Source organism: Halodesulfovibrio aestuarii DSM 17919 = ATCC 29578, from assembly GCF_000384815.1.
In the GTDB taxonomy this organism is placed as follows: domain Bacteria; phylum Desulfobacterota; class Desulfovibrionia; order Desulfovibrionales; family Desulfovibrionaceae; genus Halodesulfovibrio; species Halodesulfovibrio aestuarii.
On the sequence record NZ_ARQF01000020.1, the window covers coordinates 504,576 to 518,374 of the forward strand.

Genomic DNA, 13,799 nt, shown 5'->3' on the forward strand with positions numbered 1-13,799 from the left:
AAGAACCTTCCCCGCCTGCTTAAGAACTCCTCCAGATATTAATCTGGCTAGCGCCAACAAACATCCTGATACTACACAGTATCAAAGCACTTCCAGATTACAGCCAGCCTTCTGCTTCACCCATTGTCACCAAATGGCACAGAAACAGACAACGTCCCGAAACTGTTTATAGAAAAGCATATCCACCACCCTAGCCTAGCCGCCCCAACACACAGAACCACTCATTCAACCAGCTGCATTTTCTGTTTTTTCATAAAATATACTTTTCGCTTTTTTATTTGTAATGTGTTATATTTTTTTGTACCAGTTACCTCCAGTGAGTCCAGCTCACTTTTTTAATGTTCAACTAGCAAATATGATTTCACCACATCTACAATGTAGATATAACATTCAGATACCTCCATTGGTCTATTGGAGCGCCCATGAAAAAAGCGACTCTTATCAATTCTGAAGTTTCCTATGTTATTGCCAAATTAGGACACTTTGATGCGATTACAATCTGTGACGCAGGTCTTCCCGTTCCTAACAACATACAAAGGATAGACCTTGCAGTATCCAAGGGCATTCCGTCATTCATGGATACCCTCAAAGCTGTTTCTTCTGAGATGGAAATTGAATCTATAGAATTGGCAAACGAACTCCCCAACATCAGTCCCCAACTCCATACTGAACTGACGACTTTTATTGATGCTCTTGCGGCCGAACGCAAAAAGGAAATTACTGTCACCTATGTGACTCACGAAGAATATAAGGGAAATACCCAAAAAAGCGTTGCCATTATTCGAACTGGTGAGTTTACTCCATATGCAAATATCACACTGAAATCCGGCGTCGTATTTTAATGGAGCCAGTAGTTATGGATAACGTGCTACTCAGGTTGGAAGGTATTGAAAAAAGCTTCCCCGGTGTAAAAGCACTGGATGGAGTTAATCTTACAGTCACAGCCGGACGCGTCATGGCGCTCATTGGTGAAAACGGCGCGGGTAAGTCTACACTTATGAAGGTGCTTACAGGCATCTATAAACGTGATGCCGGAACCATGACCTACCTCGGGGAAAAGACCGAGTTCAAAGGCCCTGCTCAGTCTCAAGCCGCTGGAATCTCTATTATCCATCAGGAATTAAACCTCCTTCCGGAACTCTCTATTGCTGAAAATATTTTTCTCGGTAGAGAACAAACCGGAAGACTCGGCAATATTCGATGGGATCGAATGTACCGGGATGCAGACGAACTGCTGCAACGTCTAGGTGTCACACGTTCTTCAAAAACTCGACTCGGCGAACTTGGTATCGGCGAACAACAGATGGTAGAAATTGCAAAAGCGTTATCGTTTGAATCGCGTGTTATCATCATGGACGAACCAACCGATGCTCTGACAGACACAGAAACACAGGCTCTTTTCTCCGTAATTAATGAACTTCGCGACGCAAACTATGGCGTCGTGTATATTTCCCATCGCTTAAAAGAAATATTCGAAATCTGCGATGACGTTACAATCCTGCGTGACGGGAAATTCATTGCGGAAATGTCGGTTAACGACATCAACGAAGAGACGCTTATTGAACTAATGGTTGGTCGCAAATTAGAAGAACAATACCCACGAATCGCGGTTGCAAAAGGTGATGTCCTTTTACGGACAAAAGAGCTTTCTGCCGAGGGTGTGGACAAGGTCAACCTTGATATATGCGAAGGCGAAATTGTCGGCGTTGCCGGCCTCATGGGAGCTGGCCGTACAGAACTTATGAAAGCAATCTTCGGTGCAAATCCTGTCACTGCTGGCGACATCACCTTAAAAGGTAAAAGAATACACATCCGCAGCCCCAAAGATGCTCTTGATGCAGGAATTGCTTTTATCAGTGAGGATCGCAAAGCGGACGGGCTCATCCTTGGCCTCTCTGTAAAAGAAAATATGACGCTCTCCGCCCTCAAACATTTCAGTAATGTCTCAGGGTACGTGGATCACTCTAAAGAACGTGAAGCTGTGGACGACTACATTGGGACATTCAACATCAAAACTCCAAGCCGGAGGCAGCCTGTCGGGAATCTTTCCGGAGGAAACCAGCAAAAAGTTGCCATTGCCAAAGGCCTTATGACCCGTCCTAAGATACTCATCCTCGACGAACCTACCCGCGGAGTTGATGTAGGCGCAAAAAAAGAAATCTACCAGATCATCAACACATTTAAAAAAGAAGGCATGAGCATTATTCTTGTTTCCTCAGACATGCCGGAAATTCTCGGAATGAGCGACCGTATTGTTGTAATGCATGAAGGCCGTATCAGTGGTGAGTTTGCCGCTGCCGAGGCTACTCAGGAAAATATTATGGCCTGCGCTGTAGGCAAGAAGCGTTAGGATAACATCCGTATGACAACTCAAAAGAAAACACTCACCACAAAACTTATTGAGCAGAAAACACTTATCGCACTTATCATTATGATTGTGGTAGTATCCCTGCTGAATCCACATTTTTTCACCACTGGCAACATTCTGAACATTCTCAGACAAACCGCGGTTAACGCCATTATCGCCGTGGGAATGACCATGGTTATTCTTACAGCAGGAATTGACCTCTCAGTTGGTTCTATTCTTGCCCTGTGCGGAGCCATAGGCGCATCCCTTATTGCCAGCGAGCTTCCAGTACTTGTTGCAATCGGCGCATCTCTTACGGCTGGCGCCATTGTTGGAGGTGTCACTGGTATTATCATCGCAAAAGGCAAAGTGCAGGCATTTATCGCCACACTTGTTGCCATGACTCTGGTGCGCGGACTCACACTTGTGTATACAGACGGCCGTCCTATTTCCACTGGATTTACAGATGTTGCAGATAATTTTGCGACTATAGGAACCGGCTATCTGCTCGGTGTTCCAGTCCCTGTATGGATTATGGCGATCACCTTTCTTACGGCATGGTACCTGCTCAACCATACCCGTCTTGGCCGGTACATCTATGCACTTGGTGGCAACGAAGCAGCCACACGTCTTTCCGGCATAAATGTAGACCGCATTAAAATTACTGTTTACGCACTCTCCGGCCTGCTATCCGCACTGGCAGGCCTTATCGTCACATCCCGTCTTTCCTCTGCACAGCCTACAGCAGGTGCAGGCTATGAGCTTGATGCCATTGCTGCCGTTGTTCTTGGCGGCACCAGTCTTATGGGCGGCAAAGGCTCCATTATTGGTACCCTTCTCGGGGCACTTATCATCGGTTTTCTTAACAATGCTTTGAACTTGCTTGATGTTTCATCGTACTACCAGATGATCGCCAAAGCACTGGTAATTCTTCTGGCTGTCCTTATTGATACAAAAAGCAAATAAGATCCTAATTCTAAGGAGAATCTGCAATGAAAAGACTGTTTGGTTTTACTGCGACGTTGGTACTTACTTTGGCTCTTTGCATTCCTGCCCACGCAAAAGATACCATTGCACTTGTTGTTTCCACGCTAAACAACCCATTCTTTGTCGCCCTGAAAGATGGTGCTGTTACCAAGGCAAATGAAATGGGAATTGAACTCATCGTGCTTGATTCCCAGAACGACCCGAGCAAAGAGCTCGCTAATGTTGAAGACCTCACAGTACGCGGCGTTAAAGCTATCCTCATCAATCCTACTGATTCTGATGCGGTCTCCAATGCTATCCGTATGATCAACAACGCAAATATTCCGGTTATCACACTTGACCGTGGCGCAACTCGCGGAAAAGTGGCAAGCCACATTGCTTCTGATAACGTGGCTGGTGGTAAAATGGCTGGCGATTATATGGCAGAACTCCTTGGTAAGGGCGCTAAGGTAATCCAGATTGAAGGTCTTGCCGGAACCTCTGCAGCACGTGATCGTGGTGAAGGATTTGCTCAGGCTGTTAAAGCAAATGACTTTAAGCTACTTGCAAGCCAACCGGCAGATTTTGACCGTACAAAAGGTCTTAACGTGATGGAAAACCTCCTCGCAGCACAGCCGGATGTTCAAGGCGTATTCGCACAGAACGATGAAATGGCTCTCGGCGCGGTACAGGCTGTTAAAGCCGCAGACAAAAAAGTGGTCATCGTTGGGTTTGACGGTACCAAAGACGGCATGGCAGCTGTAAAGCGCGGCGACATGGCAGCAACCATCGCCCAGCAGCCTGCGCTCATCGGCTCCCTCGGTGTCGAAACCGCTGGCAAAATCCTGAAAGGCGAAAAAGTAGAAGCAAACATCCCTGTCCCGCTCAAAGTTGTTAAATAGTATTTATGTGTGCCTCCGGCGGAGGCGGGAAACCTTGTGTAATGCAGGGGCAAGCCCCGCCCGCCGGAAGCTGACGTTGCGGAGTACGTATGGCTACGAAAAAACTCGTTGTTCTTGGCAGTGTTAATGCTGACCACATTCTACAGGTCGAATCTTTTCCCCGTCCTGGAGAAACTGTTTCCGGTCACGGTTACCGTGTTGTCCCCGGCGGAAAGGGGGCAAATCAGGCTGTCGCTGCTGGACGTCTTGGCGCAGAGATTTCTCTTATTGCCTGTGTAGGTGATGATGATTTCGGCAAACACATGATTGACGCTTTCGTTAAAGACGGAGTTCAAACAGGCGCAGTGACGACCATTCCGAATACCCCTACAGGTATCGCAATCATCTACGTTGACGCCAACGGAGAAAACTCCATTGGAATTTCTGCGGAAGCCAACGCACACCTGCTTCCGGAACTTGTAGAACCGCATCTTTCTCTCTTAAACAGTGCGCATACCTTGCTTATGCAATTGGAAACACCACTCATTACAGTTGAAATGATGGCAAAAGCTGCTCACTTGGCAAACAAGGTAGTTATACTCAATCCCGCACCTGCGCGCCCGCTTCCAGATTCTTTACTGGCGAATGTAACTATAATTACCCCAAATGAAACGGAAACAGAAATACTAACAGGCATTACAGTTAAAACAGAAGAAGACGCTCATAAAGCTGCTAATGTGTTCCATGCAAAAGGCGTGGACAAAGTTGTTATAACACTGGGAGCTGGAGGAGCATTTGTAAGTGATGAGTCCGGTACTCGAATTATTACTGGCTTTACTGTAAGTCCTACTGATACAACTGCTGCTGGTGATGTGTTTAATGGAGCTTTGGCTACTGCACTTCTTGAAAATAAAACAATGAACGATGCTGTTCTATTTGCACATGCTGCAGCTGCTATATCCGTCACCCGTCTCGGAGCGCAAACATCTATTCCGACACGTAAAGAAGTCGAAGATTTTTTTGTTAAAGAATGATGCTTTACGTCACACTAGTGAGTCTTACAGTACTATTGTAAGCAACTAGGTAGCTTCGTTTACACTAATACATCTAAAAACTGTGTCCTTCCTCATCTAATAGGACACAGTTTTTTCCATTTTTCTTTCACTATCTGTGGTAAAAATCCATCTGCTATCACTTTGAAATAAATAGTAGTCAATATTCCTCCAGACAGCTTGCCAATAACAAAACTGTATGCCAAAATTCGGCGTGTTTTGATGCGATCAAATTGACCCTAACTCAAGCAGAGACGCTATGACTCGAATATCAAATTCTATACGCACATTCCTGTTGTCCGCCATGGCGCTCTGCCTATTCTGCGTGACTGTCCCCTCCACTGCTCATGCCACATCGCAAGAAATGCGGCTAACCTCTTTTCGTCTTTCTGAAACCGATGGCGCTTTGATGCTCAATTTTGGAGTAGGAGTTACTCAGCTTGACCAGCTCCGGGTATTGCTGACAGAAGGCGCACAGGTTGAGCTTAACTGCCAAGTGCACCTATCCAGACCACGCTCATACTGGTTCAGAAAAAGCTTAGCCGAAACAAATATCACAAGTCATCTTTACTATGACACGCTTACAAAAGAGTACTACCTCACCCTCCCTGACACCAAAGCACCACAAAGAAATAAGAGCTTACGCAAATTGCTCGATGGGGCATGGAAGTCTATCACGCTTCCGGTAGGGAGTACGACATTATTGACTTCCGGTAACGAATACAGGGTTACTCTTCATATCGAGATGATTAATACTGACGTACCTGAATGGCTCACAAAGTCGTTCTTTTTCTGGTCATGGGATCCTGCTCCTCCAATACAATACTCAACGGACTTTACGTACTGATAGTACGCTGGAACACCTATGACCCCTAATGATCAGGGCACAATTATAGTAAACGCAATCGACGCACGCGAAAAAAAACGTCGCAAGCGCGAACTCATTCTTGCGGCTGTTGTCTTTCTCGTCATCATAACCCTTACATGGATAGAGCTTAAGTACCTCGGTGTGGATTCCTACTTTTTCCTTGCCTTGTTCAACTTAAACTTTATTCTCGTTCTTCTTATTCTCTTCATCGTACTGCGTAACGGGGTAAAACTTATCCTCGAACGCCGCCGCAAGGTACTTGGCTCTCATCTACGAACACGCCTTGTCCTTGTCTTCATGTGCCTTTCGCTTATCCCGACAGCCCTTATGTTCGTCATTAGCACACAATTCGTGCAAACATCTGTGGACTACTGGTTTAAAAATCAGGTTGAAACGTCTATGGAAACAGCGCTGGATATTGGACAGGCTTTCTATGCAGACTCACTCAATGATTTGGAGCATTTCAGCAATAATATCATCGAAAAAATCCGTGACCGGAAGTTTGCATGGGGCGGGAAGGGGATGGACAGCTTCCTTGAAGACAAACGTTCTGAATACAACTTAACCGTTGTGGGCGTTATGAGCCCTAAGCATGCAGAACAGAATTGGCACGGCAGAAAAGACATTGAAAAAGTTTGGGAAGAAACCAAAAGCCGTATCAATTGGGGAAATCTGGAAAAAAATCCACGCTTCTGGTCACTCATCTGGCCTGGTGCCGCTTCTGACTATGCGGTAGGCGTCATGCCTGTAGATGAAGGAAAAACAGGCTATCTCGTACTCGTTCGCAGTATAGGCAAGGACACCATGTTCAAGCTTGACCGCATTGTTCGAGGTCTGGACGAATATAAAAAACTTCGTACCCTCAAACGTCCGCTTAAAGTTACGCTCTATTTCATTCTGGGCGTGGTTACCCTGCTTATCATTCTTGGCGCCATGTGGTTCGGTTTCCGTCTTGCTAAAGAACTTGTTGAACCAATCCTTGCCCTTGGCAAAGCCACCGAACGAATTTCCAGAGGCGACCTCTCCGTACGCCTTGAAGATACGTCTAATGACGAACTGGGCGTTCTAGTTGCTTCATTCAACCGTATGGCTGAGGACTTGGAACAAAGCCGCAACAGCATTACTGATGTTAATACAAAGCTCGAAAAACAAAATCTCGAAAAAGAACAACGTAACCGTTATATTGAAGCAGTTCTCGACAACACGGCTGCCGGCGTAGTTTCCGTTGACTCTCTCGGACAAATTTCTACCATCAACAAAGCTGCTGCAAGCATGTTCGGTGTATCTGCTCAGGCTCTCATTGGCTGGAACGTGCGCTCTCTTTTGCGAAACCGCGTTGAAGGCGAACTTGTGGGCGAACTTGTAACACATTTCCAGACCACACCGGAATCACCATGGAAGCGTGAAATTGCCGTGAATATCGGCGGCAGAGAACTTAAGCTACTTCTCAGCGCTATAGGTCTCCCCGCGCATGACAGCAATCAATTTGGTTTTGTAGCGGTAATCGAGGACATTACTGAACTTGAAAAAATGCAACGTATGGCGGCATGGCGCGAAGTTGCACGGCGCATTGCGCACGAAATCAAAAACCCGCTCACTCCGATCAAGCTTTCCGCCCAGCGTCTGCAACGCAAATATGGCAAACAGATTGAAGAGCCTGCATTCAGCCAATGCACTAATCTTATTGTAAAAGAAGTCGAAGAACTGCAAAACATGGTTCAGGAGTTCTCCGCTTTTGCAAAACTGCCGGAAGTTATGCTTGCACCGGGGACAATTGCCCCGCTGCTTCAGGAACTTGTGACGTTGTACAAAAACTCCCACAGTAATATCAGCTGGAATTACCAACGGATAAACGACATTCCGATTATACAGATGGATAGTTCTGCCCTAAAACGTGTATTCATGAACATAATGTCCAACGCAGCTGAAATTCTTTCAGGACAAAACAACGCAACAGTTACTGTTACTCTTGAGCATAAACACGAATTAGGGCTTGTACGCGTTGATGTGGAAGACAATGGCCCGGGACTTACTCAGGAAGAGCGTTCGCGTCTGTTTGAACCATATTTCTCTCACAAGAAAGGTGGTACCGGACTTGGTCTGACCATCGTAAAATCTATCATCAGCGACCACCGTGGGTACGTACGCGCCAACAGTCCAGAACATGGTGGAACCATTGTCACAGTGGAGCTTCCTGTGGTATAATATTATCTGAATATTAATAAACGTTCCAACCCAGAACAAGAGGGAGCCAAAAACAATGCGCGCTGTACTTCTTGGTGGTTCGGGTTTTATTGGCAGAGCACTCACAAGCCGTCTGCTTGAAAATGATGTTCATGTAGTGGTCACATCACGTAATCCTCAACATGGTCGGTACCTTATTCCTGAAGGACACTCTTTCCATGTTGATTTTGCACTTTGGGACGGAAAAGACCCTGAACAACTCTCAACACACATCAAATCAGCCGATGCAGTTATCAACTTGATCGGTTCTAACATTGCTGCCGGACGCTGGACAGAAGAACGAAAGGAAGAAATTCGGAATTCCCGTATTTCAGCCGGAAACGCGCTATGCAGTGCTATTTCCATGCTGGAGGACAGACCGAAAGTAGTCATCCAAAGTTCGGCAATAGGTTTTTACGGAGCACACCCGACCTCCCCTGAAAATAGCTATGTGACTGAAGACAGTTCTGCTGGTCAGGGTTTTCTTGCATCCGTTTGCAAAGAATGGGAAGATTCAACGGCTTGCATGGACACTAGTGGAACCCGAAGAGTCATCATTCGTTCCGGCCTTGTGTTGGGCAACGGCGGTGTCTTGCATAAATTTCTTCCACCGTTCAAGTTCGGTGTCGGAGGCCCACTAGGAAACGGTAAGCAGGTAATGTCATGGATCCATATTCAGGATCAAGTCGACGCAATAATCCACATAATTAAGACTTCTTCTTGCACAGGCGTATTCAACCTTACTTCACCGAATCCTGAAACAATGGATACATTCTGCCGTACTCTCGGGTCAGTTCTGGGAAAACCGTCATGGTTACGTGTTCCGGCTCCGCTGTTACGCATAGCACTCGGAGAAATGGCTGAAGAACTCATTCTGCAGGGGCAGCGTGTCTTACCAGAAAAATTACTTGAATCCGGTTTCTGCTTTTCATATCCATCTCTGGATGACGCACTTGCCAACATCCTTCGTCCTTAGGCTCACACATTTCGTTTCTGTTTAATCACCTTATGGAGCTTCTATGCCTCAGTCCAAGGCTCGTATATTAATTATTGATGATGAAGAGGGAATCCGCTTTTCGCTGCGCGGTATTCTAGAAGACGAAAACTACATTGTGGATGAAGCAGAGAGTGGCGAACTTGGACTTAAGGCTGTTAAGGAATTATCGCCGGATCTCGTCTTCCTCGACATCTGGCTGCCCGGTATGGACGGCATGGAAGTACTGACCAATATCAAGCAGCATGACAAGACTCTCCCCGTCATTATGATCTCAGGACACGGCAACATCGAAACCGCCGTTAATGCCATCAAATATGGCGCACATGACTTTATTGAAAAACCGCTCTCTTTAGAAAAAGTCGTCATTGCGGCTGACAAGGCTCTAGAATTTCAGAACCTGCGTAAAGAAAACATAGCACTCAAATCCAGAATCCGCACTGAACAGACAATAGAAATCACAGGTAATTCTGCTCCGGTTGTAGAACTACGCGAGCAAATTGAACGAGTAGCTCCTACTGATACCTGGGTACTCATCACAGGTGAGAACGGAACGGGCAAAGAAATTGCCGCACGTTCCATCCATGCGCATTCTCGCAGGTCAGAGCAGCCTCTAGTTGCAGTAAACTGTGCCGCAATACCCGAAGAACTTATTGAATCAGAGCTGTTCGGGCATGAACGTGGTGCTTTTACCGGTGCGGATCAATCCAAAACCGGCAAGTTTGAAATGGCTGACAACGGCACGCTCTTTCTCGACGAGATCGGTGACATGAGCATGAAAACGCAAGCAAAAATCCTGCGCATCCTGCAGGAACAGTCCTTCGAGCGTGTCGGCGGAAACAAGACCATCAAAGTAAATGTTCGGGTCATTGCGGCGACAAATAAAACACTCGAGGATGAAATTCGTGAGGGAAACTTCCGGGAAGATCTTTATTACCGCCTGCGAGTATTTCCAATTTACGTCCCGCCGCTCAGAGAGCGTGGTTCCGACATCATCCTGCTTATTCAAAACTTCATCACTGCTCTTGTTGCAGAACATGGCTTTAAGCCACTCTCATTCGACGATGAGGCTACCACAGCGCTGCTTCAGTACGGTTGGCCGGGTAATGTACGCGAGTTAAAAAACTTTGTGGAACGTATGCTCATTATGTACGGTGGAAAAACAATTACTGCCAAAATGCTACCACCTGAATTCTCACAATTTGTACAGCAACCATCAGCCAGCTGCGAACAGCTTATCTCTGGTGGCTCTGTTGATTTTAAAGAAGCACGCAACCACTTTGAAGCAGCATTTCTTGAAGCCAAGCTCAAAGAATACGAAGGTAATATTACCAGACTTGCAGAAGCCATCGGTCTGGAACGCAGTTATCTCTACCGCAAGTTGCGATCATACAATATTCAATCAGAATAGACTTTTTTTCTTTATAGTTGCAGCATACTGATTTTTTTATGCATCCCGACACACAATCCATTCTACTAAGTGTGCAGGCTGGGTAATCTTCCGTAAATAAAAAAGCTATCGTCAAAAAATTATAAAAAAAGGGTGGAGTTTGTAACTCCACCCTTTTTTATTCAGTAATTAAAAACGGAAACAAAATTTTGTAAAAAATATTCGAATAATCGCAACCTAAAAGAATGTTCTCTCGCAGCGATTGTAAAGGAAAGTCCACTTTCTCTGTCGAAGGTCATAACCAAATGAGAGATAAGGCACTTTACAGACGAAGCTACATTAATTCCTTAATAGGATAAATTCGTTGCAGCAGCGTGGTTTTATTTTTGCTGATGGTCAGTTGCAATGCATATACTTCACTAAAAAGCATAGATTCCGGTACAGCGAAGGTTGTAACAATTCGCTTAAATCGGTTTATACTAAAGTCCATATCCTTATCATTCGCATCAATAACGACCACTTTTCCTTCTCTGGAAATAAAAGAAAGCGTGATTGTGCCACGAATAGTTCCCTTAGCATTTTTATTGTCCAATTTAAGCGACAATCGCAGGTTTCCACCTGTAGCTTTTTGCAATTTGAGGTTGGACACTTCAACGAGGTTGGTATCAACTATTTTCAAAATAGAAGAAAGATCAATCGGCGGTGGTAGCTCAGTTGAGGCTGACACACTCATAGAGGAGAATAGAGCCTGAAGTTCTTCAGGATCATTAGATTGCAAAATTTGTTCTATATTTTCAAGGCGTTCAACATACACTTTTAAATCGCGTAATTCTTTTTGCACGCCATGCCGTTCATTCATAAGAGCGGTATTTTTTTCCCACAATGAAAAGCTCGTAAAAATTCCGCATGCTGCCACTAACACCACGCAGAACAAAACGACCAGAAGCATTCGTAAACTAGACGAACTCACTCTGTATCGCCGTACGTTCGTATCATCACGCATTATGAGGACACTATACTTTTCACTCATCTATCAGGATCTCCACTCTTCACTTACAATGACCCATTGGTCACCTTGGGGCTGTAAAACCAGTGTCTTTTGTCCTTGGTCTGCATATCCTGTACTATCTGCATAATCTTGCTTCATACGCACTACAAGCCCCCGTCGGGACATGGACATTTTAATGTCAGAAAGTACAATTCTTACAGGCTTACTTTGCTGCCAGATCTCACGCTTATGTTCCGCGATGGCCTCAACACCCCGCCGCGAACCTTGCACCGCATTGTGTGCATATCTGCTGAGATACGCATCAACTGACTCATTTTTCCAATCTTTGATCCAACCATCAAGAAAGTTATGCACATTTGAGGCGATAGCGTCAAGATACGCCTTTTCTATACCTATTTTCCTCTCTTTCCACTCCATACCAACGATTACAAACTCTCCAGCACTATTTTTTTGCCAGTACAAACGTCGGACACCTTGAGAAACAAGGTTCGGGGCTCGATAGTATTGATCGAACCATGTTACCCAGTAATCGGGGCCTTGGAGTACATTGACATTATTTGTCCATGTAATGATCCAGGGAAGTCGAACAAAAAGACGTTTCTTTCTTTGAGCAAAAGCCGAAAAAGATTCACTCATACTCTTAGTAAAAGCCTCGGATGAGAACATTTTCAAAAAATCAGGAGATTTATTCCGCCATGCGGCAAGCCACTGCTGAGCTTTTTCTTTCAACTCAACAAAGTCTGAACCTGCTTTAAAGTACGGTGCAACCTGTTCGGCTAAAATTACAGGCGTATTAATTGTTACCTTAGAATCTAGATCGGCAATATCTGGATTATTTAAAGCAATACATCCTTTTGTTTCTCTTGGAACAATAGGAGTCCCTCTTCCGTGGATCCAAATACCATGGCCGTCTTTTTCTTTAAGCTTGTCCACTGGGTTGGGGTAATTAAGAGTATACGCTTCTTTTCCGTACAAGGCGTAGTCTAACCCACTGGTACGACGATTCTCTACAAAGTAGATACCCTCAGGAGTTTTTTTGTCTCCCTCACGCTGCTTATCGCCTTTAACCTGTCCGGAACTGCAAGGAATTTTACTGGAAGAAAGTTCACTGGCTTTCTGACCAAAAAACTGAGCAAATTGTTTGGATTTATCAACCGTAACAAGCATGGGGAGCTTTGCAGCATCTTTAGTAACAACAGCCTGCCAACCGGAAAAAGCCGGAACAACTGAAATGCTAAGCCAAAGGCAAATCAAAAAAAAGTACGAAAGCAAACGCATGAACATCCTTATTCCGGGAGAAGCGCCCCCGCATGCCGTAAGTAATTTGAAAGCAATAGTAATTATAAATCCAAACTGACAAAGGACATGAGAGAAGCAAACTTGTCAAGAAGTTGCGACCTAATGTCTCAGAAAAAAAAGAGTGCTTCCATACAGAAGCACTCTATACCATCTAATTTAGAACGTGCTAGTTTGTAGCAAGCGCTACAAGTTCTTTACGATCAAAGATAGATACAAGTTTGTATCCACGCTCTGCAAGTGCTTCTCGTCCACCTTCATCGCGGTCAAGCACTGCACATACGCAAGACACTTTGAGGCCGGAAGCTTCAATGCGTTCAATTGCAGTAATTACAGACCCGCCAGTGGTTACCACGTCTTCAAGCATAACAACCACGTCGCCCTCTGCAAAGTTTGCAAGTCCTTCTACACCCTGTCCGGTACCATGACCTTTAGGTTGTTTACGCACGATGAGTGCAGGAAGGTGCCCGCCCTTTTCATAAGAAATAACAGAAGTAGAACTTACAAGGGGGTCTGCACCAAGGGTCATCCCGCCCACGCCTTTTACTTCCGCAGCATTCTCAAGGCCGCAAATCAGTTCATAAAACAGGTTACCAATCAACCAAGCACCTTCAGGGTGCAGAGCGGTCTGACGGCAGTCGAAGTAGTAATCACTCTTTTTCCCAGAGGCGAGAGTGAAGTTTCCTTCTTTATAAGACTTCTCATACAGAAGTTTTGCAAGACGTTGTTTAAGATCTGCCATTTTCCGCTCCATAACGTATGTTAACTATAAA

General features: G+C 45.3%; 12 protein-coding genes. 9 read left to right on the forward strand and 3 right to left on the reverse strand.

What is annotated here, in order from left to right:
* Nucleotides 1-422 precede the first annotated feature (422 nt).
* The 9 genes from rbsD to F461_RS0108310 all read left to right on the forward strand — a co-directional run bounded on the left by rbsD (nucleotide 423) and on the right by F461_RS0108310 (nucleotide 10,742).
* Nucleotides 423-842 carry a D-ribose pyranase gene (gene rbsD / locus F461_RS0108270; RefSeq protein ID WP_020000685.1) on the forward strand — a complete coding sequence of 140 codons (420 nt, stop codon included), beginning with the start codon at nucleotides 423-425 and terminating at the stop codon, nucleotides 840-842.
* 14 nt (nucleotides 843-856) lie between these two features.
* Complete coding sequence (gene rbsA / locus F461_RS0108275) at nucleotides 857-2,350, forward strand: ribose ABC transporter ATP-binding protein RbsA (protein ID WP_020000686.1); 1,494 nt, start codon at nucleotides 857-859, stop codon at nucleotides 2,348-2,350.
* Between the two features lie 12 nt (nucleotides 2,351-2,362).
* Nucleotides 2,363-3,313 (forward strand): ribose ABC transporter permease, encoded by a 951-nt coding sequence (rbsC, locus tag F461_RS0108280; protein WP_020000687.1) that lies wholly within the window; start codon nucleotides 2,363-2,365, stop codon nucleotides 3,311-3,313.
* 26 nt (nucleotides 3,314-3,339) lie between these two features.
* Nucleotides 3,340-4,215 (forward strand): ribose ABC transporter substrate-binding protein RbsB, encoded by an 876-nt coding sequence (gene rbsB, locus F461_RS0108285; RefSeq protein WP_020000688.1) that lies wholly within the window; start codon nucleotides 3,340-3,342, stop codon nucleotides 4,213-4,215.
* 89 nt (nucleotides 4,216-4,304) lie between these two features.
* Nucleotides 4,305-5,228, forward strand: coding sequence for a ribokinase (gene rbsK, locus F461_RS0108290; protein ID WP_020000689.1), 924 nt, complete (start codon nucleotides 4,305-4,307; stop codon nucleotides 5,226-5,228).
* Nucleotides 5,229-5,505: 277 nt separating this feature from the next.
* Entirely contained in the window at nucleotides 5,506-6,093 is a 588-nt protein-coding gene (locus F461_RS18640) for a DUF4390 domain-containing protein (protein WP_020000690.1), read from the forward strand.
* Between the two features lie 18 nt (nucleotides 6,094-6,111).
* Nucleotides 6,112-8,319 (forward strand): sensor histidine kinase, encoded by a 2,208-nt coding sequence (locus F461_RS0108300; protein WP_020000691.1) that lies wholly within the window; start codon nucleotides 6,112-6,114, stop codon nucleotides 8,317-8,319.
* A 55-nt stretch (nucleotides 8,320-8,374) separates the two neighbouring features.
* Entirely contained in the window at nucleotides 8,375-9,313 is a 939-nt protein-coding gene (locus F461_RS0108305; RefSeq protein ID WP_020000692.1) for a TIGR01777 family oxidoreductase, read from the forward strand.
* A 43-nt stretch (nucleotides 9,314-9,356) separates the two neighbouring features.
* Nucleotides 9,357-10,742, forward strand: a complete 1,386-nt coding sequence (locus F461_RS0108310; protein WP_020000693.1) for a sigma-54-dependent transcriptional regulator — start codon at nucleotides 9,357-9,359, stop codon at nucleotides 10,740-10,742.
* Nucleotides 10,743-11,055: 313 nt separating this feature from the next.
* Here the strand turns inward: F461_RS0108310 and F461_RS0108315 are convergent, their stop codons facing one another.
* The 3 genes from F461_RS0108315 to pyrE form a co-directional block, all read right to left on the reverse strand.
* Nucleotides 11,056-11,751 carry a hypothetical protein gene (locus tag F461_RS0108315; protein ID WP_143154779.1) on the reverse strand — a complete coding sequence of 232 codons (696 nt, stop codon included), beginning with the start codon at nucleotides 11,749-11,751 and terminating at the stop codon, nucleotides 11,056-11,058.
* Nucleotides 11,752-11,754: 3 nt separating this feature from the next.
* Entirely contained in the window at nucleotides 11,755-13,008 is a 1,254-nt protein-coding gene (locus F461_RS17500; RefSeq protein WP_162139293.1) for a L,D-transpeptidase family protein, read from the reverse strand.
* Nucleotides 13,009-13,195: 187 nt separating this feature from the next.
* A complete protein-coding gene (gene pyrE, locus F461_RS0108325; protein WP_020000696.1) occupies nucleotides 13,196-13,768 on the reverse strand; it encodes an orotate phosphoribosyltransferase in 573 nt (190 codons plus the stop codon).
* Nucleotides 13,769-13,799 lie beyond the last annotated feature (31 nt).

Excerpts from the sequence above, each read along its gene's own strand:
- rbsD (WP_020000685.1), top strand. The coding sequence starts at position 423 with ATGAAAAAAGCGACTCTTATCAATTCTGAAGTTTCCTATGTTATTGCC.
- rbsA (WP_020000686.1), top strand. The coding sequence starts at position 857 with ATGGATAACGTGCTACTCAGGTTGGAAGGTATTGAAAAAAGCTTCCCC.
- rbsC (WP_020000687.1), top strand. The coding sequence starts at position 2,363 with ATGACAACTCAAAAGAAAACACTCACCACAAAACTTATTGAGCAGAAA.
- rbsB (WP_020000688.1), top strand. The coding sequence starts at position 3,340 with ATGAAAAGACTGTTTGGTTTTACTGCGACGTTGGTACTTACTTTGGCT.
- rbsK (WP_020000689.1), top strand. The coding sequence starts at position 4,305 with ATGGCTACGAAAAAACTCGTTGTTCTTGGCAGTGTTAATGCTGACCAC.
- F461_RS18640 (WP_020000690.1), top strand. The coding sequence starts at position 5,506 with ATGACTCGAATATCAAATTCTATACGCACATTCCTGTTGTCCGCCATG.
- F461_RS0108300 (WP_020000691.1), top strand. The coding sequence starts at position 6,112 with ATGACCCCTAATGATCAGGGCACAATTATAGTAAACGCAATCGACGCA.
- F461_RS0108305 (WP_020000692.1), top strand. The coding sequence starts at position 8,375 with ATGCGCGCTGTACTTCTTGGTGGTTCGGGTTTTATTGGCAGAGCACTC.
- F461_RS0108310 (WP_020000693.1), top strand. The coding sequence starts at position 9,357 with ATGCCTCAGTCCAAGGCTCGTATATTAATTATTGATGATGAAGAGGGA.
- F461_RS0108315 (WP_143154779.1), bottom strand. The coding sequence starts at position 11,751 with ATGAGTGAAAAGTATAGTGTCCTCATAATGCGTGATGATACGAACGTA.
- F461_RS17500 (WP_162139293.1), bottom strand. The coding sequence starts at position 13,008 with ATGCGTTTGCTTTCGTACTTTTTTTTGATTTGCCTTTGGCTTAGCATT.
- pyrE (WP_020000696.1), bottom strand. The coding sequence starts at position 13,768 with ATGGCAGATCTTAAACAACGTCTTGCAAAACTTCTGTATGAGAAGTCT.